Below are 23,487 nucleotides of genomic sequence, written 5' to 3' on the forward strand. Positions count from 1 at the left end.
TAACCACCGGCCCCAACCAGCCACCGGCCCATCCACCGCCGCCTCGACCTGCTCCCGCCCATCCCCTCCCCACCCCAACCCTCACCACCACCTCCCGAGCCGCCCAACCCCCTAACCACCAACCCCAACAGCTCCCCGCCCATCCACCGCCGCGCCGATCCCCTCCCGCCCATCCCCTCCCCACCCTCACCACCACCCCCCGAGCCGGCCGAATCCCCTAACCACCAACCCCAATCACCCATCGCCGGTGCGCCCCAGCTGACCCCGCCCTCTCCGACCCCAGCTTCGGCCGAACCAGCCTTCCGCCGAACCGCGGCTTCCGGCCACCCCCGGCACCGCTTCCCCCGTGCCGGGGCATGCTTTGGGTGGGGGGCAGTGGGAGTTGGTCAGGTGGTGGGGACGGGGAGTTGGAAGACCGACCAGGTGTCTACTGGGTGGAAGCCGAGTCGTGCGTTGACGGTGCGCATGGGGGTGTTGTCCTCGGCGTTCCAAGCCTCGATGACGCGCAGTTCTGGTTCTCGTGATCGTGCGTACTCGTGGTTGGCGGCCTTGACGATCAGGCCGAGGCGGCGGCCTCGGTGAGCCGGTTCGACGATGGTGATGCGCTGGCGGGCCTGGGTGTTGTCATCGGTCTCGAAGGCCAGCTTGGTGCGAGCAACGACTTGGCCGGATGCGTCGTGGCGGGCTGCGGTCGAGTAGGCGCGGTGGCCGCGACTCAGTTCGGACGCTTCCTGCCGGCGTACTCGGGCGACGTCGTACACCTGTTGGTCAACCGTCAGATCACCCGTCGGGGCATCGAGCATGAGCCGACTCTGCAACGCGGCTATGTCTTCGACGATCTCTTCGGGGGCCACGTCGCGCCACTGCACCAGGGAGTACCCGTCGGCATGGGGCCACGCCTCCGCGAGCAGCTTCTCGTCGGAGCTCGAACGGTCGGCGACCTGGCAGTGCGACCTCAGGCTGGTTGAGCCCGGCCGGTGACCGCGGTTGGTGAGGTAGCGGTAGGCGGACTCATCACGGGCAACACCACCGGGAAGCGCGCGAACCGCCTGGACCTCGATCAGCCTCCGACCGTGCCGACGGGCAACCGCATAGACCTCCGCCAGCAACGCGGTGCCGATGCCGCGCCGCCGGTGTTGCGGGTGCACGATCAGTTCCAGGTAGACGAGGCTCAGGTTTTCCGACTGGGGCAGCTGGTACGACGCGACGCCGACGACCCGATCACCGTCCCAGGACAGCAGTGTCTCTTCGATCATCGCGGGCGATGAGTGTTCGAACCGACCCAGGTGCTGCTGTCGGCTCGGCGTAGGGATGCCTGGCAGATCGTGGCGCGTGACCGCGACCGCCATGTCGTACCACTGGCCCATCGCCGCGGCGTCGCCCGACTTGAGCTGCGTGATGGCCATACCAGCATCGTCGTGGCCGTCCTGACCGGTCAGCAATCGAATTACCCCGGGCACTGACCGCGCCCTCCCACAGCCACCCTGGTGACAGGTGATACGGAGTGCCGGGGCGGTCGCGATCTGGTCGCAATCTGGTAGAGATGCCGCGTTGATCTGGACGGGGTGTGGCGGCGGCCTTCATGATCTGGAACCGACGTTCTGCCCACTATCTCCCGGTCGCACTTCCCCGGCGCCCGGACGGTAACCCCGGAGGCTCGTTTGCCCGACCCCATTCGGCTGTTGCTGGTCGACGACCAGATCCTCCGCCGAGGCGTCCTCAGAAACGGTCTGGAGCGCGAACGCGACCTCAAGATCGTTGCCGAGATCAACAGATCCGACGATGTCGTCGGCGCCGCCAAACAGCACCGCGCGAACGTCGCCCTGCTGGACGCCGCCGGACCGGGAACCGCCAGCATCTCCGTCACCACCGAGCTCCGCACGCTGATCCCCGAGTGCCGCGTCGTCATCCTCACCACCTACGGCCGGCCCAATCACCTCCGTCGCGGACTGGAGGCCGGCGCCAAAGGCTTCGCCCTCAAAGGCTCCCCCGCCCCACAACTAGCCGACGCCGTCCGCCGCGTGCACCTAGGACTCCGAGTCGTCGACGCCAACCTCGCCGCCGAGTCCCTCCGCTACTCCGACACCCCCCTGAACCACGACGAAACCGACACCCTCCGCGCCGCCCGCGAGGGCGGTTCGGTCGCCATGATCGCCCGCTCCCTCCACGTCTCCGAACGCGTAGTCCGCCGCCGCCTCTGGTCCGCCATCGGCAAAACCGGCGCCCGAACCCGCTCCGACGCCATCCACATAGCCAACCAAAACGGCTGGCTCCTCGACTAACCAACGTCGACACCCCAGCGACCGGTCGACCGCCCGCCACCGTCGCGGCAGTCGTGGAGATACCGACGCTGGCGACCTCGGCCGAGGCCGGTGGGTTCCCGCATCACAGGACTCTGGCGGCGGTTGAGGGACTTCGGCCGCCGTTTGGGGTCGGGTCTTGGGACGGTAGGTCGGCTCGGCTAACCGACATCGCCGACCCGCAGGGTGGTCGATCGCCCTCGCCACTGACTTGCCGTCCACAGGCGGCCACAAAATGGTGGCGCAATCCCGCAACCGGGCGCTGGAGGCCTGCGGTGGGACCCGCTGGCCTCGGCTGAGGTCGCCGGTGTCGGTAACGACACGTGGTGGTCAGGTGGCGCGGCCTCGTTCCCGCCTGCACGTTGGTGAGCGGGTCGTCGGCGGGGCACTACTACGTGTCCTTGGCGGCATCGCTCGTGCGCGGACTGCCGGCACTCCTCCGGCGGCTGGCTGCCACCACCGGAGGCTCGTGCGGGTGCCGTACGGCCGGTTCGGTCGCGCCGGTCGCGCCGGCCGGTTCGGTCGGGTCGGTCGGTTCGGTCGGGTCGGTCGGTCCGGTCGTGCCGGTCGGTCCGGTCGTGCCGGTCGTGCCGGTCGGGTCGGGTGGTCAGGCGTGACGGGACCAGGCCCGGCACGGGGCGGCGTACGGGCTCCTCGAAGGCGCCGAGGGTGGTGGGTCCAGGGCCTCGAGCTTCGAGCCAGACGGGTGAAGTTCCGGCGGCGACGATGACCTCCTGTCGGTATCGCCGTGCCGGACTGGCGCGACGGCTGGTCCCACTGAGGTCGCCGGTGTCGGTAACGACATGTAGTGGTCAGGTGGCGAGGACTCTCTCCCGCCTGCATGTTGGTGGCCAGGCTGTCGGCGGGGGACTACTACGTGTCCTTGGCGGCATCGACCTGGGCGCGGGACGCCGGAAAGTGTCCGTCGGAGGATTCACCCGACAGGACGTATACGGTTCGTCGAGTCTCTCGGCAGCCGGAGGTGAGCGTGGCGGCAGCACTCGGCGCAGCTATACGTCCTGTCCTTCGGCAGATCGCGAAACCTTCGGGGCTGGGGTTTCGGTAGGTATGGCCCCCGTGGACCCGCGCCCCGTTCGCTCTCGTGCTCAAAGGTGGGTCGCTTTCTCGTTGGGCACGAGCTCCTGCTTTGTGCACCCACCAGTCGTTTTCGGGGCTCAAAGATGAGCGGGGTGCAAGAAGAGCAGTGGGTTGTTGAGGAAGGGAGGGCTGCTCTTTGGGCAAGGCGAGGCGAGGCGAAGCGCAGGTGCGGGGGGATGTGGAGGTTGTCTAGGTGGGGCCAGGGCCAGTTGGGGGTGGTGGTGGCGAGGGGGGCCACAGGCAGAAGGGGTGGCCAGCTGGGTCTTGGTGGATGGTCTGCGTGGTGGGTGGTAGTCGATCGGGCCGTTGCCGAAGGCGAGTTGGAGAGGGGAGCGTTCGGAGCCGATCAGGAACCAGTCTTCGCGGATGATGCGCATGCGCAGGAGTTCGGCGAGGGGGCGGGCGCCGCGGGCGTAGCTTTCCTCGGTGTTGCCGGGGCAGGCGAACACGACGTTCATGATCTCGATGGAGGACATGGTCAGAGGCTGTCCAGTTGGGTCCAGAGCCAGTTGGGGCCGGTGGTGGTGGCGCCGAGGGGTTCTACGCGTTGGCGGAGGCCTCGGTCGGCGGTGACTACCGTGACGGCGGGTGGGCTCGTGGGGGTGCGGGATTCGGCGGTGACTTCGGTGATGGTGTCGTCGCCGGAGGCGGGGGCGAGCACCACCTTGAGGGGGCCGAGGTCGAGGGGAGGATCGTCGACGGCTCGGCGGGCGGCGCCCTCGAGGATGACGATGATGCTCGTCTCGGGGAGCTGCTGCTGTAGCGCGGCGAGTTTGAGCAGGAGGCGTCGGGCGGCTCCGGGGCGGTCGCGCCACCAGCCGTCCGGGCGGGAACCGATCACGTTGGCGGCGTCGACCACGATGACCTGTTCGCTCGGGCTGCTCATGTGCCCAGTTTGCACTTATCCAGTCAGAAGCAGCTGGAGAGGAATTCGCCGGTGTGGGTGACGAGGGTATGCGGACCGGGGGCGGCGGGGAGCTGGTGGTTGGCGGAGGTGACGGGGTGCCGGGTGCCGTCGGGGGCGAGGACGAGGGTGTTGGGGGCGTCGAGGGCGATCAGGGTGTCGTCGACTCGGAGCAGGATCGGCGCGGTGTAGGTGGTGGAGATGGCGGTGCGGCCGGCAGCCAGGGCTTGGAGGGTGGCTTCGACTAGTTCGGCGGGGGTTTCGGCCGAGGCATCGACGGCTAGCCAGGTGGTGGGGGTGCCGATCGGTGTCGGGGAATCCGGGTTGTGCCAGTCGCTGCCGCCGATCGGGACGGTGTCGAGGCCCCACGCTTGCCACCAGGCGATGGGGCCGCCCCAGTGGTGGTCGAGCCAGGAGGAGTGCCAGATCTCGGCGAGTGGTGGGTGTTCGGTCAGCGGGTGGCGCCAGGCGCAGTCGCCGCCGAGGGGGTGGTTGATCGAGAGCAGACCGCCCTGGCGGGCCACCTCGGTGACCCAGGTGGAGGCGGGTTGGCGGAAGTCGATGGCGCTGAGGTCGCCGAAGGCGTTCGCGTGGCCGGTGTCGGTGGTGACTTCCTGGCCGGGGATCAGGCCGATCCCGAAGCGGTCGCTCAGGCCGGGCAGTTCGAGGTGGTGAGCGACCGTGTTGTGATCGGTGATTGCCAGTACGTCGAGCCCGGCGGCCACGCCCATTGCGGCCAGATTGGCGATCGGGGTGGCGCCGTCGGAGTGCAGCGAGTGGGCGTGGAAGTCACCGGCGATCCACTTCAGGCCGGGGGTGGCCGGGAGGGTACGGCGGGGCGGGCGCTCCGGTACGGCGATCGCGGCCGAAGCGTCGGCGTACGAGGTCAGACCGGGGATCTCAGCGACCGGTCCGGTGACGGCTTCGACGATGAGTTCGGCGCCTTCGACGGGGAGGCGGTGGAGGCCGAGCACGACCCACCAGGTGCCGGCCTCGAGTTCGCCGGCGACGTAGCCGGGGGTGGCCGCGGTCGGGGTGATCGCGAACGTCCGCCGCGCGCCCCCGGACCAGCCGCGCCACCCGCCGGCACCCTCGCAACCGAGGTCGATGACGACGCCCTCGGTTGGTGGAATCGTCAAGGTGACAAGGAGCCCCGGGCAACCAGCCGGTACGTCGACCGGCAGCGAATGCCAGACGGATTCGGCCCGGTCGTCGAGTGTCCAGCGCCGCCGGTACGACGTGACTGCCATCAGGCGACCGTGGTGGGTTGGCGGGCGAGGAGCTCCCCGGACTCGCGGTCGTACAACAGCACGCGGTCGGGTGGCGCGGTGAGGAAGACGGGCTTGCCGGGTTCCGGCTCTTGCTCCTCGGGGACGGTCACGCCGATCAGCGTGCCGTCGCAGTCGACACTGACGAGTGACTGCACACCGAGGTTCTCGGCGACGACAACAGTCCCCCGCAACCCAGGTCCGACCGCGTCGCCGGTGCTCAGGGTGAGGTACTCCGGCCGGATACCGACCGTCACCTCGGCACCTTCGGGGATGGAGGCCGTTGCCGGCAACGTTCCGCCGGCTGCCGAAACTCCGGTCGACGCAACCACACCGGGGAGGAGGTTCATGGGGGTGGAGCCGATGAAGTTGGCTACGAAGGTGTTCACCGGGCGGGCGAAGACTTCGCGGGGTGTTCCCAGTTGGCGGAGTTTGCCGGATTCCATGATGGCGATGCGGTCGGCGAGGGCCAGGGCTTCGGCTTGGTCGTGGGTGACGAAGACGGTGGTGATGCCTAGGTCGCGTTGGAGTTTCTTGAGGAAGGTGCGGGCTTCGAGGCGGAGGCGGGCGTCGAGGTTGGAGAGGGGTTCGTCGAGGAGGAGGACCTTGCCCTGGGAGGCGATGGCTCGGGCTAGGGCGACGCGTTGTTGCTGGCCGCCCGAGAGTTGTCCGGGGCGGCGTTCCAGCAGGCCGTTGAGCGACAGTTCGCCGGCTGTGCGTTCGGCGGTTTCGGCACGCGTGGCGGCGGGAACTCGCCGTACCTTCAGGGGGTAGGTGATGTTCTCGGCGACGTTCATGTGCGGGAACAACGCGTAGTCCTGGAAGACCATCGCGACCCCGCGCTTACCCGGCTCGGTGCGGGTGACGTCCACCGAATCGATGCGGACGGTGCCTTCGGAGGCGCTCTCCAGGCCGGCGATGGTCCGCAGGAGGGTGGTCTTGCCGCAGCCGGACGGGCCGAGCAGCGCGAAGAACTCACCGTCGGCGACGTGCAGGTCGAGGCCGTCGACGGCGCGGACGCCGTTCGGGTAGACGGTCGCCAGACCCTCGATGTCGATACCGGCCATCAGGACTTGATCCCTCCGTGGAAGCGGAACCCATACCGCGAGTTCACCAGTAGGTACAGCACGACGACCGGGATGGAGAACAGCAACGAGAAGACCGGCAGGACCTGCAGGTTCACACTGCCGCCTTCGTCGGTGAGGGTCTGCATCAGTACGGCGCCAGGTTGCAGGTCGATCGACCGGATGAGCAGGAAGGGCACCAGGAAGTTACCCCAGGAGTTCACGAACGCCCAGACCATGATCGTGGCCAGCCCGGGCCGCGCGACTGGCAGTACGACGTCGCGCAGAATCTGCAGGGTGGAGGCGCCGAACACCCGCGCAGATTCCTCGTACGAGCGCGGCACCGCGTCGACGAAGTCCTTCAGAATGAAGATTGCCGCCGGCAACAGTCCGCCGGTCATCACCAGCGCGACGCCGAACCGCGAGTCGATCAGGCCCAGCTGGTAGATCATCACGAAGATCGGCACCATCGCCGCCGTACCGGTGACGACCGACGACAGCAGCAGAAGACCGTACAGCAACGCATCCCGACCGGGGATCCGCACGCGCGACAAGGCGTAACTGGCCAGCGCCGCGAACGCAGTCACGGCCAACGCGGTCGTGATGCAGATGATCAGCGAGTTGACCATCGAGTGCAGCGCATACGGATGGTCCAGCGTCTTCCGGAGGTTCTCCAACGTCCAGTCCGGCCAATGCACACCCAGACCGGGGTTCTTGTCGAACGGCGCCGACGCGATCCACAACATCGGTACGGCGAAGAACAGCGTGATCGCGCAGATCAGCACGTAGAAGCCGATCCGCCGTACCACGTAGGCCGGAGTCACGCGCGCCTCCTCAGCAGCCGAAGGTAGATCAGCGAGACGAGCAGGTTCGCCAGCAGCAGCAGGAAGGAGATGGCCGACGAGTAGCCGAGCTCACCACCTTGCAGCGCGACGTTGTAGATGTACACAGGCACGGTCTCGGACTCGTGGTTCGGCCCGCCCTTGGTGAGCAGGAACGGTGAGAAGTCGTTCGCTGTCCACAGGGAGATCAACAGGGTGTTGGTAAGTACGTGTCCGCGGATATGCGGGAACACCACGTCCCGCAACGTCTGCCAACCCGACGCTCCGACCATCCGCGCCGACTCCAACTGCGACGGCGGAACAGCTTGCAGGGCTGACGAGTAGAGCATCATCGAGAACGCCGTACCGCGCCAGGTGTTGAACACCACCAGGCACACCATCGGGTAGTCGATCAGCCACGCGGTCCCCGTCGTACCGAGGATGCTGTTCAGCGTTCCGGTGTCCCGGTCGAAGAACGCGACCCACAGGTAGGCGACCACGGTCGACGGCAGGATCCAGGCCAGCAACGTGAGGGCTTCGACGGTACGGCGTACTGCCGGGCGCGCGCGGCGGAGAATCCAGGCGAGGGTGAAGCCGAGGATGTTCTGGCCGACGATCGCCGAACCGAGCACGAACAGCATCGTCAGCCACAGCGCGTTGTGGAACAGGGCGTCGTTCAGCGCGCGCGTGTAGTTCGACAGCCCGACGATGGACGGCGAGACCGCCTCGACGCCGGTCAACCGGTAGTTGGTGATGCCGATGTAGATCGTCCAGATCGCCGGGAAGACGAGGAAGGCCGCGATCAGGAGCATCGCCGGGGCCAGGAAGCCGAGGGCGCGCCCGGTTCCCAGCCCGGCGACATCCTGGGCAGGATGCTTGAAGCGGGTCGCCATCAGTTGCCGGCGACCTTGTCCCTGCTGCCGGCCACAGCCACAACGGCCTTCTGGTAGGCGATCGAAGCGGCTTCGGCGCCCTTGCCGCCGACCACGTCCGCGGTCGCCTGCTGCAGTGCGGCCGAGATTCTCGGGTACTCCGCCACGCCCGGCCGGTACTGCGTGATCGGCAGCACCTTGGTGGCCACGAAGTTCAGCATCGGGTCACTGGCGAGCACCTCGGTGTTGACGTCGGTCCGCTGGGTGATCTTGGCGGCGCCGTTCAGGGACTCCTTGACCATCTCGGCGGAGTTCATGAACTGCAGCAGCTCCCAGGCCTGCTGCGGGAACTTGGTGTTCGGGTTGATCACCGTCGCGCCGCCACCGGACATCGAGACGAAGTCCTGGCCGTTGATCCCGCCGCCCGGCCTGGCGGCCGGGATCAACGCGTAGCCGACGGCGGTGTCGCGGTCGGCCATCTTCGCGACACCCTCCTTCGGCTCGACGACGCTGCGCCAGAAGTAGTCGCTCTCCAGCAGGATGCCGATCTTGTTCGCGGCGAACTGGGCGAACGACTTGTCCCGGCCCTTGGCCTCGCGCTGCAGCACCGGGTCACCAAGTCCCGTGCTGTAGATCTTGTCGTAGAACTCCAGAACCTGCCGCAGCCTCGGGGTGTGGCCGAGCCACATTCCGTCGGGGTAGATGGTCGTGCCGGTGCCCACCAGGAGCGGCAGCACGCCCTGCATCGTGGTCGCCTCGCCCATCGCCGTACCGGCGTTGATCTGGATCGGGGTGACCCCGGACAGCTTCTTCAGCGCCTGGCCGGCGGAGATGATGTCGTCCCACGACTTCGGCTGCCAGTCGGCCGGGAGCCCGGCCTGCTGGAACAGCTTCTTGTTGAAGTACAGGACGCGGCCGTCGGTACCACCGGGAACGCCGTACCGCTTGGTCTCGAAGGTGCCGAGCTGCTGCACCGACGCGGGGATCTGCTTCCAGCCGTCCCAGTTGTCCACCTTGGCCGCGTCGCCGACGGTGTCGGTGAGCGGCTTGATGTAGCCGGCCTGGGCGAACTCGCCGACCCAGATACCGTCGATCGAGATCAGGTCCGGGCCGGACTTGTTCGACAGGTCCAGCGACAGCTTCTGCTTGTAGACCTCGTCGTCGGAGCCGTCACCCTGGAACTTCACCGTGACGTCGACGCCCTTGGCCTTCTGGTCCGCGACGAACTTCGGGATCAGGACGTCCTCGGTGAACGTCGCGGCGGCGCTGCTCTTGCCGCCCTTGACGGCGTTCGAGCCGATCGTCAGCTCGACCTTCTTGGCGTCGGCGTTGCGGTTCGCGTCCTGGTCGCCGGAACCGGACGAGCCGAGGCAGCCGGTGAGCAGCAGGGTGGCCGTGGCGCCGAGGGCGAGCGCGGTGGACAGCCGGAGTGATCGCATCAGGGGGCTCCTTGCGAGGTCGGTACTGCGAGTGCCGGTCAAACATTGACATCACCAGGCGGCTTTGTGAAGACAATTGCCCAAACGGTGTACGGCGGGTAATCGCCGCTCCGGCGGTGGTTACCGGGAGTCGCGATCCGGCGTCAAGTCGGAGTTCGCCTGACCGCATTGCGGGTCCGTTAAAGTGCGCTTAAGGTTCTGTCGCAACCGGTAGCTGAGTAGATACAGAACGTGAAGCCGCGAGGTAGCGTCAGCCCCGTTCGGTTCATCGGATCGGAGGTGACTGCGAATGTTGTATTCGGTTCTTCACCTGGTAGACGACCTGCTGTTCGGGCACTGGCACCACGGCCACTGGTGCTGGTGGTGACCGGCACCGACTGGTGACTCCCGCGAAGGGAAGGCCCGGACGGTGACGACGGCGTACGGCTCCCGCTGACGCGCAAGCAGCGGAATTCCGCGCCGATCCCCGAGCACCGAACCACCTGACCGACCAAGGATCACCAGAGATCTCACAACTGAAAGCAGTGTCGATCTCTAAGGAGTGAGAAAACAGCCGGCCCCGACGATGTCGGGGCCGGCTGTCTGTTGCTGCTGCAGCGTTACTTCTGTGCCAGCTGCATCATCTGCTTGGGCAGCACCGTCATCTGGGCCGGGATCGGCAGCTTCGGCCGAACCAGTTCCAGTAGGCTGCCCGCGGCGTTCGCGATCGGCAGCGGCAGGGCCAGGCCCAGCGATGCCAGCAGCGCGTTCACCAGAGCCAGGACTGCGCCCAGGATGTCCAGGCCGGGCAGCGGCAGTGCACTCCAGCCCTGGACCGGTGTGCCGGTCGCGCCCATGCTTCCGGTCGGTTGTGCCTGCTTGGCCTTCCCCTTGCCAAGCAGTGAGGTGAGTGCGAGACCGCTCGCCTCGTTGACGAACGTGCCTGCGCTCGTGTCGTAGTTCCACTTCTGGCCGTCGCCGCTACGGCACGGCAGGACCAGCAGTGGGGCCGCGGCCGGAACCTTGGCCAGGTCCGCACCGCTGTCCAGGCAGGCTCCGGTCTTGGCAAGGGCGCCACCGACGCTCTTGCTCATCGCGACCTGCAGCTGGCCGGACTCGGTGTAGATCCACTCCTGGGTCTTGCCTTCCTTGCCCGGAGCGCAGGCCATCATGACGCCCATCGGGACCTTGTTGGCCGCGACGAAGGTCAGGCAGTAGCGGGTGTCGGCGCGGGTGGCGATCTGCTTCGCCACGCCGATCTCCACGCCCGGAGCCGCGGAGCGTTCCGGGGCCGGCTGAGCGGCCTGGGCCGGGATGGCCGTGGCCAGTGCGACGCTGACTGCGAGCACTACTACGCCGGTACGGCTGAAGAGCTTACGGGTGATCAAGACAACCTCCGAAGGTCGTGCCTATCTCAGTGAGCGTCAGGTCGTCGGGACCCCGTTACGAGAGCCGGTCCGTGTTTTCCGGGAACCGCTTCGCCACCCCTTGCGCGGTGGGCGGGTTGCGGGTCGATCCCCCGTGAGGAGGCGGTGTGGCCCGGAAGGCCGACAGTGACTCAACGCGACGTTGACGCCACGACCAGTAATGCACAGCTCGGTCGGAGTTGGTGATGGCAAGACGGCGAAACTTGATGCCAATGGCAACTAACTGCCAGGGAAAAGTCGTTGCGGTGGGCATCGAAATCCGGCTGGCGGCTGGCCGTGCATGCGCTGTGTTTCGATCGAGATGTTCCAGTGATCAAGCGATACGGGGGTTGTCCACTGCGTTGATTGATGCCCTGGGCAACAGAGTTGTCAGTGGGGCTGCTTGTGCTCGGAGGGGTCGGTGGCCACGTGTTCCTCGCCTGCGAGCCGCTCCGTACCTGTTGTCTCGTCAGCTACCTCTGCGTCGCGGTCTTCGACGAGCTCCGGAGTCTTGTCACGCTCCGTCACCTCAGGCTGGGAGGTGGTGGCGACCTGGGCGCGCAGCGCACGCACCTCGCGGTGCCGGCGCCAGCCGCGGGTCGCGCCCTTCTTGGTCAGCCACAGTCCGGCGAGCAGGGCAGCGCCGGCGACGACGCCGAGGAAGAACACCGTCGGCACGATCACGCCGAAGTCGATACCGAACACCGTCAGGGTGGTCGACTCGGTCGACGAGACCGAGACGCCGAGGCCGAACAGTACGGCGATGACGATCAGAACAATTCCGAGGACGAACATGGTGCACGCTGCCTTTCAAGCCTCACTACTGAGTAGTGCGGTGAGCAGCGCGACCGCGCCGCTCTTGTCGAGTGGGTTGTTCTGGTTCCCACACTTGGGTGACTGTACGCAGGATGGGCAGCCATCCGTGCACTCACAGTGTGCAATGGCATCACGTGTCGCGGTCAACCACTCACGCGCGGCGGAGTACCCGTGTTCGGCGAATCCCGCTCCACCGGGGTGACCGTCGTACACAAAGACGGTGAGGCAACCGGTGTCCGCGTGCCGGGCGGTGGAGACGCCGCCGATGTCCCAGCGGTCGCAGGTGGCGAACAGTGGGAGCAGCCCGATCGAAGCGTGCTCGGCCGCATGGGCAGCACCCGGTACGTCGTCCAGCCCCAGCGACTCGACCGCCGAATCGGGCACCGTCCACCAGACCGCCTTGGTCCGCAGCGTCCGCTCCGGCAGATCGAGTGGCTGCTCGTCGAGGACATCACCGGTCGAGATCAGCTTGCGCTGGAACGAGATGACCTGGCTGGTCACCTGCACCCAGCCACGGGACAGCTCGGCCGTCCCCCAGGCGCGAGTCTCCTCGGTCGCGAGGACGCTGATCTCGGTCACATCGCGGGCGAACGTCGTGTAGTCCGGCGCTGCCGGCTCCACGATCGCGGCGTGACCCTCCAGATCGAGAGTGCGGACCAGATAGGACTCACCGGCGTGCACGTAGACAGCGCCCTCGTGCACCGAGGCATGCGCCGAGCCGCCGTCCACAGTGCCGAGCAGACGACCGGTCTGGTCCTCCACGATCTGCACTGTCTTGCCACCGGCTGACCGGATGTCGATAGCGTCGACAGCGCGCTCACGCCGGGTCCAGAACCAGCCGTGGGGCCGCTCGCGCAGCGCCCCCTGCTTGACCAGTTGGGCGATCACGGTGGGCGTCGTACTGCCGAAGACCTCATAGTCCGCCGCGGTGAGCGGCAGCTCTTGTGCAGCCGCGCACAGCTGCGGTCCGAGCACATACGGGTTCTCCGGATTGAAGACAGTCGCTTCAACTGGCCGCCCGAAGACGGCAGTCGGGTGGCGGACGAGATAGGTGTCCAGCGGATCGTCCCGAGCCACCAGCAACGCCAGAGCGTCCCCACCGGCCCGCCCCGCGCGGCCAGCCTGTTGCCAGAGCGATGCGCGCGTACCAGGCCAGCCAGACAGCAGTACGGCGTCCAGCCCGGCGATGTCGATCCCCAGCTCCAGAGCGTTCGTGGCGGCGACTCCGGTCAGCTCGCCGCTCTGCAGCATGCTCTCGAGCCGTCTGCGCTCTTCTGGCAGATAACCAGCCCGGTACGCCGACACCTGGTCCATCAACGTGGGGTCGACCTCTGCCAGGTTCTCGCGAGCTGTCATGGCCACGGTCTCGGCGCCACGTCTCGACCGGACGAACGCGACCGTCCGCACGCCCGACACGACCAAGTCGGTCAGAAGGTCGGCCACCTCGGCCGGGGCGGAACGTCGTACCGGGGCGCCGTTCTCTCCATGTAGCGAGGTGAGCGCCGGCTCCCACAGGCCGAAGGCGATCCCGCCCCGAGGCGAACCGTCGTCGACGACCTCCACCATCGGCAGGCCGGTCAGGCGCTCGCCCGACACCGCCGGCTCGGCAACAGTCGCAGATGCGCAGACGAAGACCGGATTGGCGCCGTACTGCGCGCAGATCCGTCGCAAGCGGCGCAGTACGCCGGCCACGTGTGCACCGAAGACGCCGCGGTAGTGGTGGCACTCGTCGATCACGACGTACTGCAGGCAGCCGAGGAAACGGGCCCAGCGCTGATGGTTCGGCAGGACGGACCGGTGCAGCATGTCCGGGTTGCTCAATACATAGGTGGCGTGGTCGCGAGCCCAGTCGCGCTCGGTGCGCTCGGAGTCGCCGTCCAACGTCGTCGCGCGCAGCCCAGGCACTGTGTACGTCGAGACTGCGCGCAGCTGGTCGTGCGCCAGCGCCTTGGTGGGAGAGAGGTACAGCACCGAGGCGGTCCGTCGATGCGGTGACGCAGCCTGCGCGATGCTGAGCGTCGCAAACGCAGGCAGCAGATAGCCGAGTGACTTGCCGGACGCCGTCCCGGTCGCGACCACAACATGACGGCCCGAGTACGCCGCCTCGGCCGTGGCGACCTGGTGGATCCACGGTGCCGCGATCCCGGCATCGGTCAGTTGGTCGAGCACCTCGGGCGGAACCCATCGCGGCCACTCGCACGTCCGCCCTGCCCGCGCGGGCACCGACTCCACATGGGTGAGCCGATCAGCCCGGCCAGTGGCGAGGCGTCGCAGTACGGCGGCCGCCTCACCTTCACGCATGCCGTGAGCCTAGTTGCCACCACGGACAGTGCAGCTGATGTGCACGGATTCGTGCACTGAGCGCCTGCGCGTGCTGATGCACGCGGCATTTTGTGGACGGAGATCGACTTTCGCCACGGCGGGATGAAAGAGTTTTCCACAACGGTCCTTCTCACGGTCCGTACATGGTTGAATGCAGCAGTTCACGGGATCGGAGGCCGAAGTGGATCTGTCGCTGACCGCGCGCGCCGAGGGCGGGCGTACCGTCGTCGAGGTGGCGGGGGAGATCGACGTCTACACCGCACCGAAGCTCCGCGAGAAGATCGCAGCGCTCGTCGACGACGGGGTCTACGACCTGGTCCTGGACCTGGAACGCGTGGAGTTCCTGGATTCCACGGGTCTCGGCGTCCTCGTCGGCGGACTGAAACGGGTGCGTACCCACGACGGCTCGCTGTCCCTGGTCTGCACCCAGGAACGGCTGCTGAAGATCTTCCGGATCACCGGTCTGACCAAGGTCTTCGACATCCACCCGGACGTCGCCTCCGCGATCTGAAGGCCTTTGCGGGCAAGCGAAAAGGTGTCCCCATCAGCACGCTGCGTGACAGTCCCGCCTGATCGCCGCGCTGTGGCGCAGACCACCCTGTCGTCAGGTCTGGTCAGGATGCCGCTAGAGTGACCCACCGCGTCATGTCCTTGGCGCTGTTCTATTTCCCCCAACCCTTCGGTTGCGGCAGACGGGGGCCGTCAAGCCTGGATGGGTTGCCTACAAGGAGGACGGATGTCCGCGCTGCTTGCACCACAGGCGGTGGATCTTTCGTCGAGCAACACCACACTGGTGATCGTCGTCGGAGTGATCGCGATCCTCGCGGTCGCGATTGCGATGGTTTTCCGGAGTCAGGTGCTTGCCGCGAACGATGGCACCGAGAACATGAAGACGATCGCCGCCGCGGTCCAGGAAGGTGCATCGGCCTTCTTGAGCCGGCAGTTCCGGACGTTGTCGGTCTTCGCCGTGGTGGCGTTCCTGCTGCTGTTCTTGTTGCCTGCCCACACCGATGGCGACAACGCCACCACCCTGAAGATCTTCCGTTCCGTCTTCTTCCTGGTCGGTGCGGGCTTCTCCGCGCTGATCGGCTACCTGGGCATGTGGCTCGCCACGCGCGCCAACGTCCGGGTCGCCGCGGCCGCCCGGGACGAGGGGCGTGAGCCCGCGATGCGGGTCGCGTTCCGGACCGGTGGCACCGTCGGGATGTTCACCGTCGGCCTCGGCCTGTTCGGTGCCGCGCTCGTCGTGCTGCTCTTCAAGGGTGACGCGCCGACCGTGCTCGAGGGCTTCGGCTTCGGTGCCGCGATGCTCGCCATGTTCATGCGGGTCGGCGGCGGTATCTTCACCAAGGCCGCCGACGTCGGCGCCGACCTGGTCGGCAAGGTCGAGCAGAACATCCCCGAGGACGACCCCCGCAACGCCGCCACCATCGCCGACAACGTCGGTGACAACGTGGGTGACTGCGCCGGTATGGCCGCGGACCTGTTCGAGTCGTACGCCGTGATGCTGGTGGCATCGCTGATCCTGGGCAAGGCCGCCTTCGGCGAGCAGGGCCTGATCTTCCCGCTGATCGTGCCGGCCATCGGTACCATCACCGCGGTCATCGGTGTCTTCCTGACCCGCCCGCGGACCGGCGAGAACGGTCTGCGCACGATCAACCGGGCGTTCTACATCTCCGCGGTGATCTCCGGAATCCTCTGTGCGGTGGCAGCGTTCGTCTACCTGCCGAGCAGCTTCGCGGACCTGACCGGAGCGGCCGGTACGTCGATCGCCAACTACGACGGTGACCCCCGGGTCATCGCGACCGTCTCGGTGATCATCGGCATCGTGCTGGCCGCGGTCATCCTGGCCCTGACCGGCTACTACACCGGTACCGAGGACAAGCCCGTCAAGGACGTCGGCAAGACGTCGCTGACCGGTGCGGCCACGGTCATCCTGTCCGGTATCTCGGTCGGCTTCGAGTCCGCCGTCTACACCGCCGTCGTGATCGCGGCCGCCGTGTACGGCGCCTTCCTGGTCGGCGGCACCGGTGTCGTGGCACTGTTCGCGATCGCGCTGGCCGGTTGTGGTCTGCTGACCACCGTCGGTGTCATCGTCGCGATGGACACCTTCGGCCCGGTCTCCGACAACGCGCAGGGCATCGCCGAGATGTCCGGTGACGTGGACGGCGAAGCGGCTCAGATCCTCACCGAGCTGGACGCCGTCGGCAACACCACCAAGGCCATCACCAAGGGCATCGCGATCGCGACCGCCGTACTGGCCGCGACCGCACTGTTCGGTTCCTACACCGACGCGATCCGGACCTCGCTGGCCGACAACTACGCCAAGTTCGAGGCCGACGCACTGGTCTTCAACCCGGGCACCCTGGTCGGCATCATCCTCGGTGCGGCCGTCGTGTTCATGTTCTCCGGTCTCGCGATCAACGCCGTCGGCCGCGCCGCCGGTGCGGTCGTGTACGAGGTCCGCCGGCAGTTCCGGGACATCCCCGGGATCATGGACGGCACCGGCAAGCCGGAGTACGGCAAGGTTGTCGACATCTGCACCCGCGACTCGCTGCGGGAGCTGGCGACCCCGGGTCTGCTGGCGTTGTGCGCTCCGATCGCCGTCGGCTTCGGTCTCGGCGCTGCGGCACTGGCCGGCTACCTGGCCGGTGCGATCGGTGCCGGCACCCTGATGGCGGTCTTCCTGGCCAACTCCGGTGGAGCCTGGGACAACGCCAAGAAGCTGGTCGAGGACGGTAACCACGGTGGCAAGGGTTCGCCCGCGCACGAGGCCACCATCATCGGTGACACCGTCGGTGACCCGTTCAAGGACACCGCCGGCCCGGCCATCAACCCGCTGATCAAGGTGATGAACCTGGTCTCGGTGCTGATCGCTCCGGCCGTCGTCGGCCTGTCGGCCATCGGCGAGGACACCAACACCCCGCTGCGGATCGGCATCGCGCTGGCCGCGGTCGTCGTACTGGCGGCCGCTGTGATCGTCTCCAAGCGCCGGGAGTCGGTCATCTCCGACACCCCCGCCGCGGCGAACATCGCCGCCTGATCCACCAGTAGTACCGCAACGGCCCGCCGGATCTCCGGCGGGCCGTTGTGCGTTCCGGGAGTCACTTCCGGTTCCCGGCCAGGGACAGTTCAGGGGTTCAACCGATGCCCATCTCTACCTCCGGCCGCCAGAATCAACCCACGGGTGGACACACCGGGTCCGCCCCGGGTCCGATGATCTGAACGGGTCGGCCCTCGATACTGAGACGACACAGCCCGCCCACACACCATCATTGGCGCGCCACCGAACGAGGAGTACGGCGATGATCGAGGCACACGGCCTCACCAAGCGATACGGCGCCACGGTTGCCGTAGACAACCTGTCGTTCGAGGTGAAACCCGGCAAGGTGACCGGCTTCCTGGGCCCCAACGGTGCCGGCAAGTCGACCACCATGCGGATGATCCTCGGCCTCGACACCCCGACCGCCGGTTCCGTCACCATCGACGGCACGCGGTACCGGGACCTGCACCGGCCGCTGACCAAGGTCGGTGCGCTGCTGGACGCGAAATGGGTGCACCCGAACCGGTCCGCGCGGGCCCACCTGGCCTGGATGGCGGCGTCCAACAAGCTGCCGAAGTCCAGCGTCGACCGGGTCCTCGACATCGTCGGCCTGACCGAGGTCGCCGGTAAGCGGGCCGGTACCTACTCGCTGGGTATGTCCCAGCGGCTCGGCATCGCCGGTGCGCTGCTCGGCGACCCGGAGGTGCTGCTGTTCGACGAGCCGGTCAACGGTCTCGACCCGGAAGGCATCGTCTGGATCCGGACCTTCATGCACCGGCTGGCCGACGAGGGCCGGACCGTGCTGGTCTCCAGCCACCTGCTGTCCGAGATGGCCCTGACCGCCGAGGACCTGGTCGTCATCGGGCGTGGCCGGCTGATCTCGCAGAGCACCACGCAGGAGTTCGTCGACCGCGCGAGCGGGACGACCGTCAAGGTGCGGACGCCGCAGCTCGACCAGCTCGCCGGGGTGCTGCACCAGCAGCAGCTCGTCACCCGGGTCGAGGATGTCGAGGGCGAGGGCAAGGTGCTGTTCGTCGAAGGCGACCTGACCACCGACCAGGTCGGCGAGGCAGCCGCGGCGCACGGCATCGTGCTGCACGAGCTGACCATGCAGCGCGGCTCGCTGGAGCAGGCGTTCATGCAGATGACCGGTGATTCGGTCCAGTACCACGCACACGACGAGATTGCTGCTGTCACCCACCTCGACGTGCCGTCGAACACCGAGGTGGCCGCTGGGCCGAAGGAGGACAACTGACATGTCGGCTTCCACTGCAACGGCCCCCGCGGCCCGCAACAGTTCGTCGTACGGCGGTCTCGCAGTCATCAACGTCGAGCGGATCAAGCTTTTCTCCACCCGGTCGCCCTGGTGGTGCATGATCGTCGCGGCCGTGCTGACCGTGGGTCTGTCGGCGCTGTTCTCCGGCCTCTCGAACGGGGCCGACGAAGAGGTGGCGACCATCCAGCTGACGCAGTTCGGTGCACAGCTCAGCCAGATGGTCATGATGGTGATGGCCGCACTGGCCGTCACCACGGAGTACCGGTTCGGCACCATCCGGACCAGCTTCCAGGCGGTTCCGCAGCGGGCGGCGATGCTGCTCGGCAAGACCGCGGTGGTTGCCGTCCTGTCCGCAGTGGTCGGCCTGGTCGCGTCGTTCGGCGCCTGGGGCATCGGGACCCTGCTGGCGGGTAAGGCCGACCTGGCACTCGACACCGGTGCCGAGTGGCGGCTGCTGGCCGGCCAGGGCCTCGTCTTCGCGCTGTCGGCGATGATCGCGGTGGCGGTCGGCATTCTGATCCGTCAGAGCGCCGGTGCGATCGCCATCCTGATCCTGTGGCCGCTGCTGCTCGAGCAGCTCGTCCAGGCCATCCCGAAGGTCGGCGACGACCTCAACCGGTGGGCGCCGTTCACGAACGCCAGTTCGTTCCTGAACCAGGGCCAGGACGCGCTGTTCACCGGTGAAGGCGGTCCGGACTCAGCCGCTGCGCAGTACGCGCTCAGCCCGTGGTGGGCGCTCGTGTACTTCGCCGGTTGGGCGATTGCGCTGCTGCTGATCGCGCTGTTCAGTGCGAGCAAGCGCGACGCGTAACGAAGCTCGGCCGGGCTGAGGGGTCCTGGTCGCTACGGCCCGTGGAACTTCGCGTTCCACGGGCCGTTCCTTTTGTGCTGACCTGGTGGCTCGTCTAGGGTCCGGCGCATGACTGACTGGGCAGCGGTGCGCGCTGACGACTTCGCCGTACCGGCTGATCGGCCGCTGGATGAGCTGGTGGGTGAGCTGTCGGGGATGCTGAGGTCGGCTGATCCGGTTGCGCGGGACAGTACGGCGTACTCGACGTTGGCGACGTGGATCGGGCGCGGGGTGCTGTCCGAGGGGCAGTTGCGTGAGCTGGGCGATGAGATGGCGAAGCGGTTCGGGGAGGCGGAGATTCAGGCGCGGACGTTTGCGCCGTTGATCCTCGACTGCATCGTGTCGGCGGGGGTCTACGAGGCGAGCTGGGTGCCGCCGTTCGAGCGCTGGTACGTCGCTGAGACGGATCTGCGCGGGTACGACGCGGAGCTGGGCTGGCTGCATGCGGTGGCGCATGGGGCCGACCTGCTGGGGACCCTGGGGCTCTATCCGGCGGTAGAGCCGGTGGAGATGCTGCGGTTGGGTATCGGGCGGCTTCTGACGCCCACTGAGTACGTGTTGCGGGACATGGAGGACGACCGGCTCGCCTACGCGCTGGCGTGCACGCTGACGCGTTCTGAGCTCACTGTGGAGGATGCGACCCAGTGGCTGGTCCCGGCCTTCACCGGGATGGTTCCGATACCCACGACCGTCACTGCGCTGAACACCAACACCACTCGGACGTTGCGGGCGCTGTATGTGTTCGTAGACCGAGGTGTGCGGCTACCTGGCGCCAGCAAGGTCACGCAGATCCCGCATGCCGCCGAGATCAAGGTGCAGTTGGTCGAGGTGCTCCGACAGGTGTCGCAGAGCTACTTCTGAGGCATCGCCCGCAGCACGGTCGTGAACTGCTGCAGACAGGTGTTGGCGGCTGAGACGGAGTACCCGTCCCACCAGGCTGTCGGGTCCAGCCGGGCGACCCGGCCGGCCTTCACTGCGGGCAACTGGGTCCAGATCGCGTTGCTGGTATACGACTTGAAGGTCTGGTCCGGTCCGGCGTTGAAAGCGCCGCCACCGAGGAAGTAGAGGATCACGTCGGCGTCCGCGAGCAGTCCGACGTGTTCACGGTCGATCGGGTAGTACGTGTCGGTACCACCCGCTGCAGTGGTCGACCGATTCCGCCGTACGCCGATCTCGTGGAGGATCGTGGCGCCGAAGATGGGTCCACGCAGAATGCGCAGCTCGTCGTTCGTGAAGCGCAGCAGGGCGACGGAGTGCTTTGCCAGGAAGGCCTTGTGCTCGGTCTGTACCTGGAGGGCCCGCTCGCTGAAGCTGCCCAGCGCCGCGTCCTGCTTGCCGGACTGGCCGAGCAGGTCGGCGATCAGACGTACTGACTCCTGCCAGGGCTTGCCCTTGCCGGCGTTCTCGTACGCGACGGTCGGGGCGATGGCGGACAGCTGGGGATACAGCCCCTTGGTCCGCTGCAGGCTGCCGATGATCAGGTCCGGCTTGAGCTGCACCAGCTTCTCGAGGTTCGGCTGGTTGAAGCCGAGGGACTCGAAGCCGGCTGCCGGGCGCGGCAGGTAGCCGGGCACCGACACGACACCGTCGAGGGTCTCGGAGGCGACCAGCGGCGCTCCGACCTCCAGGCTGACCTGCAGACCGCCGGACGCGTCCAGGGAGACGACGCGTTGCGGAGAGACCGGGATGTTCGCGTTGCCGAGCGGATGCTGCACATTCCGCGTTGCGGCGATCGACGGCCGGATGTCACCGCCCGAGCCGCAACCGGTGAGACCGGCAACAGCCGCCGCACCCAACAGGCCGGTGAATCCTCGGCGTCCCAGTGTTGCTTGGCTGTCGGCGTACGGCATGCGGGTAAGGCTACCCTTGCGGGGTGGAGTCCGGATCGCTGTCAGGGCATCAGCCGACGGGTGGTTCGCGCATCCTACTTTCGGCTGGGTTTTCCCTGATTGGCCCCCCAGGTACGGCGTGCCGCGGGCCGGGGACCGGTACAGGTGGATACCGGTGGCTGCAGAACCGTTGTCCGTGACAAGGTCTGAGGCAGGCAAAACCCTGGTCCCCTCCCATGGTGGTGCCAACGCCACTACCGGAAGTAGTGCCTACACCATCAAGATCTGGTCCTCGGCACCGTTAACTTTTGGTTGACGGAAGCAGTCGGGGGCAGCAGTTTTCAGAGAGGGCGCGTGGAAGTCATGGTTGCGACATACCTGAAGAGATGGGTCGGCAACCGGATCCTCAACAGGACCAGTCGTAAGGGTGGTCTCGACCTGTTGAAGATGCGGGTGTTCCCGGCACAGGTGACGTTACCGCTGCGCCGGCAGGGGCTCGACCCGTTGCCGGCCTTGGGGGAAGCGCGCGAAACGGATCCCGTGCACCGGTTGGCGCATGTGTTCGGGATCACGGTCTGGATGGTGACCGGGCACGCCGAATCCAAGGCAGTGCTGGCCGACTCCACGAACTTCAGCAACGACGTCCGGCCGCTGGTCGGCTCGGACCCGAACAAGCCGTCCGAGGGGATCGGCGGTCTCGGGTTCACCGACCCGCCGGACCACACCCGGCTGCGCAAGCTGCTCACACCCGAGTTCACCAAGCGGCGGCTGGCCCGGCTCGAGCCCGCGATCGAGAAGATCGTCAACGACCAGCTCGACCTGATGGAGGCCAAGGGCCCGGTCGCCGACATCGTCGCCGACTTCGCCTTCAACGTGCCGTTCCTGCTGATCGCCGACCTGCTCGGTGTCGAGGAGCAGGACCGCGACCGCTTCCGTGCCCTCGGCCCGGCCCGGTTCGACCTGTCCGCCGGTGGCATCGGCGTCTTCGGGTCGGCGAGTGAGTCGCGCGACTTCCTGTTCGAGATCGTCCGCAAGCAGCGCGCGAACCCGGGTGACGGCCTGATCGGCTCGATCATCAAGGCCCAGGGCGACGACCTCGACGACGTCGAGCTCGGTGGTCTCGCCGACGGTGTCTTCCTCGGCGGCTACGAGACCTCGGCCAGCATGCTTGCTCTCGGCACCCTCGTGCTGCTCCGCAACCCCGAACACTTCGAGCGGATCCGCACCGAGCCGGGCGCCGTCGACCACATCGTCGAAGAGCTCCTCCGCTACCTGACCGTCGTCCAGGTTGCCTTCCCGCGCTTCGCCCGCCACGACCAGGAGCTGTTCGGCAAGCAGGTCAAGAAGGGCGACCTGGTGGCTGTCTCGCTGTCCGGCGCCGACCGCGACAAGAACGTCTTCGGCGACGACGCCGAAGACTTCTACCCCCGCCGCGCCTCATCAGCCGCCCACCTCGCCTTCGGCCACGGCATGCACCGCTGCGTCGGCGCCGAACTGGCCCGGATGGAGCTCCGCGCCGCCTTCCTGGCCCTGGCCCACCGCTTCCCCGACCTGGCCCTCGCCGTACCCGAGGAGCAGTTGCGTTTCCGCGAACTCTCCATCGTCTACGGCCTGGAGACCCTCCCCGTCCAGCTCCACGCCGCCAAAACCCAGCAGGCCGCCGGCTGACGTGACCGTCAACGACGACATCACCCGGATGCCCCGCAAACGCCTAGCGGCCGCGGTCCTCATCCGGGACCACGCCAACCGCGTGCTGCTCCTGGAACCGACGTACAAACTCAACTGGGAGCTCCCCGGCGGCATCGTCGAAGCCGACGAATCCCCCTGGACCGCCGCCTCCCGCGAGGTAGCCGAGGAGCTAGGCCTGCACCTCCCGCTGGGCCGCCTCCTCGTCGTCGACCACGTGCACGCCCACGACGACCGGCCCGACGGCATCAACTTCATCTTCGACGGCGGCCACCTGGCCACCGTGCCAACCGCCTTCCCCGACGGCGAGATCCGCGCCGCCCACTTCCACACGGTCGCCGAAGCCCACCCCCACCTGAAACCCCAGATGGCCGGCCGCATCACCGCCGCCCTCCAAGCCGCAGCCGAAGGAACCACCCTCCTCTGCAACCACGGCGTACCAGTCGCCTGAACACGGCCGCTCGGCGCGCTTCTCGGAAGCAGCGCCGGTCCTGCAGGCCATCACAATTGGCTT

At 67.4% G+C, this 23,487-nt stretch carries 21 protein-coding genes; 9 read left to right on the forward strand and 12 right to left on the reverse strand.

Annotated elements, in window-relative coordinates; genetic code table 11:
* Positions 1–386: 386 nt before the first annotated feature.
* The gene (locus ACFCV3_RS07170; RefSeq protein ID WP_376027012.1) at positions 387–1,406 is read right to left on the reverse strand and encodes a GNAT family N-acetyltransferase; all 1,020 of its coding nucleotides are present in this window, start codon (positions 1,404–1,406) and stop codon (positions 387–389) included.
* Positions 1,407–1,661: 255 nt separating this feature from the next.
* On the opposite strand from ACFCV3_RS07170, the gene ACFCV3_RS07175 reads away from it, so the two are divergent.
* Positions 1,662–2,282, forward strand: a complete 621-nt coding sequence (locus tag ACFCV3_RS07175; RefSeq protein WP_376027014.1) for a response regulator — start codon at positions 1,662–1,664, stop codon at positions 2,280–2,282.
* Between the two features lie 344 nt (positions 2,283–2,626).
* On the forward strand, positions 2,627–2,917 hold the full coding sequence (locus ACFCV3_RS07180; RefSeq protein ID WP_376027016.1) for a hypothetical protein: 291 nt from the start codon (positions 2,627–2,629) through the stop codon (positions 2,915–2,917).
* 558 nt (positions 2,918–3,475) lie between these two features.
* Here ACFCV3_RS07180 and ACFCV3_RS07185 read toward each other — a convergent pair.
* The 10 genes from ACFCV3_RS07185 to ACFCV3_RS07230 all read right to left on the reverse strand — a co-directional run bounded on the left by ACFCV3_RS07185 (position 3,476) and on the right by ACFCV3_RS07230 (position 14,268).
* Positions 3,476–3,874, reverse strand: coding sequence for a hypothetical protein (locus ACFCV3_RS07185; RefSeq protein ID WP_376027018.1), 399 nt, complete (start codon positions 3,872–3,874; stop codon positions 3,476–3,478).
* A gap of 2 nt (positions 3,875–3,876) precedes the next feature.
* On the reverse strand, positions 3,877–4,284 hold the full coding sequence (locus ACFCV3_RS07190; protein ID WP_376027021.1) for a hypothetical protein: 408 nt from the start codon (positions 4,282–4,284) through the stop codon (positions 3,877–3,879).
* 23 nt (positions 4,285–4,307) lie between these two features.
* Positions 4,308–5,552 carry a CehA/McbA family metallohydrolase gene (locus ACFCV3_RS07195; protein ID WP_376027023.1) on the reverse strand — a complete coding sequence of 415 codons (1,245 nt, stop codon included), beginning with the start codon at positions 5,550–5,552 and terminating at the stop codon, positions 4,308–4,310.
* A complete protein-coding gene (locus ACFCV3_RS07200; RefSeq protein ID WP_376027026.1) occupies positions 5,552–6,637 on the reverse strand; it encodes an ABC transporter ATP-binding protein in 1,086 nt (361 codons plus the stop codon). The genes ACFCV3_RS07195 and ACFCV3_RS07200 overlap by 1 nt, the downstream gene beginning before the upstream one ends.
* The gene (locus tag ACFCV3_RS07205) at positions 6,637–7,458 is read right to left on the reverse strand and encodes a carbohydrate ABC transporter permease (protein ID WP_376027029.1); all 822 of its coding nucleotides are present in this window, start codon (positions 7,456–7,458) and stop codon (positions 6,637–6,639) included. The genes ACFCV3_RS07200 and ACFCV3_RS07205 overlap by 1 nt, the downstream gene beginning before the upstream one ends.
* On the reverse strand, positions 7,455–8,348 hold the full coding sequence (locus ACFCV3_RS07210) for a carbohydrate ABC transporter permease (RefSeq protein WP_376027032.1): 894 nt from the start codon (positions 8,346–8,348) through the stop codon (positions 7,455–7,457). The genes ACFCV3_RS07205 and ACFCV3_RS07210 overlap by 4 nt, the downstream gene beginning before the upstream one ends.
* Complete coding sequence (locus ACFCV3_RS07215; RefSeq protein ID WP_376027036.1) at positions 8,348–9,766, reverse strand: extracellular solute-binding protein; 1,419 nt, start codon at positions 9,764–9,766, stop codon at positions 8,348–8,350. Before ACFCV3_RS07215 ends, ACFCV3_RS07210 begins: the two co-directional genes overlap by 1 nt.
* 599 nt (positions 9,767–10,365) lie before the next feature.
* Positions 10,366–11,133 (reverse strand): ricin-type beta-trefoil lectin domain protein, encoded by a 768-nt coding sequence (locus ACFCV3_RS07220; RefSeq protein ID WP_376027039.1) that lies wholly within the window; start codon positions 11,131–11,133, stop codon positions 10,366–10,368.
* A gap of 408 nt (positions 11,134–11,541) precedes the next feature.
* Entirely contained in the window at positions 11,542–11,946 is a 405-nt protein-coding gene (locus ACFCV3_RS07225; RefSeq protein ID WP_376027042.1) for a hypothetical protein, read from the reverse strand.
* Positions 11,947–11,961: 15 nt separating this feature from the next.
* Positions 11,962–14,268: a DEAD/DEAH box helicase gene (locus tag ACFCV3_RS07230; RefSeq protein WP_376027044.1), complete on the reverse strand. Its 2,307-nt coding sequence runs from the start codon at positions 14,266–14,268 to the stop codon at positions 11,962–11,964.
* Positions 14,269–14,470: 202 nt separating this feature from the next.
* On the opposite strand from ACFCV3_RS07230, the gene ACFCV3_RS07235 reads away from it, so the two are divergent.
* From ACFCV3_RS07235 to ACFCV3_RS07255, 5 genes are all read left to right on the forward strand, one after another.
* A complete protein-coding gene (locus tag ACFCV3_RS07235; protein WP_376028694.1) occupies positions 14,471–14,800 on the forward strand; it encodes an STAS domain-containing protein in 330 nt (109 codons plus the stop codon).
* Positions 14,801–15,025: 225 nt separating this feature from the next.
* Positions 15,026–17,332: a sodium-translocating pyrophosphatase gene (locus tag ACFCV3_RS07240; protein WP_376027047.1), complete on the forward strand. Its 2,307-nt coding sequence runs from the start codon at positions 15,026–15,028 to the stop codon at positions 17,330–17,332.
* Between the two features lie 262 nt (positions 17,333–17,594).
* Entirely contained in the window at positions 17,595–18,587 is a 993-nt protein-coding gene (locus tag ACFCV3_RS07245; protein WP_376027050.1) for an ABC transporter ATP-binding protein, read from the forward strand.
* Position 18,588: 1 nt separating this feature from the next.
* Positions 18,589–19,419, forward strand: a complete 831-nt coding sequence (locus ACFCV3_RS07250; protein ID WP_376027052.1) for an ABC transporter permease — start codon at positions 18,589–18,591, stop codon at positions 19,417–19,419.
* A 108-nt stretch (positions 19,420–19,527) separates the two neighbouring features.
* Entirely contained in the window at positions 19,528–20,319 is a 792-nt protein-coding gene (locus ACFCV3_RS07255) for a DUF2785 domain-containing protein (protein ID WP_376027055.1), read from the forward strand.
* Here the strand turns inward: ACFCV3_RS07255 and ACFCV3_RS07260 are convergent.
* Positions 20,310–21,308 (reverse strand): iron-siderophore ABC transporter substrate-binding protein, encoded by a 999-nt coding sequence (locus tag ACFCV3_RS07260; protein WP_376027058.1) that lies wholly within the window; start codon positions 21,306–21,308, stop codon positions 20,310–20,312. The two genes, ACFCV3_RS07255 and ACFCV3_RS07260, sit on opposite strands and share 10 nt — an antisense overlap.
* 342 nt (positions 21,309–21,650) lie before the next feature.
* Here ACFCV3_RS07260 and ACFCV3_RS07265 point away from each other — a divergent pair, with 342 nt between their 5' ends.
* Together ACFCV3_RS07265 and ACFCV3_RS07270 are read left to right on the forward strand one after the other, a co-directional pair.
* Positions 21,651–22,955 (forward strand): cytochrome P450, encoded by a 1,305-nt coding sequence (locus ACFCV3_RS07265; protein WP_376027060.1) that lies wholly within the window; start codon positions 21,651–21,653, stop codon positions 22,953–22,955.
* A gap of 1 nt (position 22,956) precedes the next feature.
* On the forward strand, positions 22,957–23,424 hold the full coding sequence (locus ACFCV3_RS07270; RefSeq protein ID WP_376027062.1) for an NUDIX domain-containing protein: 468 nt from the start codon (positions 22,957–22,959) through the stop codon (positions 23,422–23,424).
* Positions 23,425–23,487: the final 63 nt, after the last annotated feature.

It is taken from the genome of Kribbella sp. NPDC056345 (genome assembly GCF_042262745.1).
In the GTDB taxonomy this organism is placed as follows: Bacteria; Actinomycetota; Actinomycetes; order Propionibacteriales; family Kribbellaceae; genus Kribbella.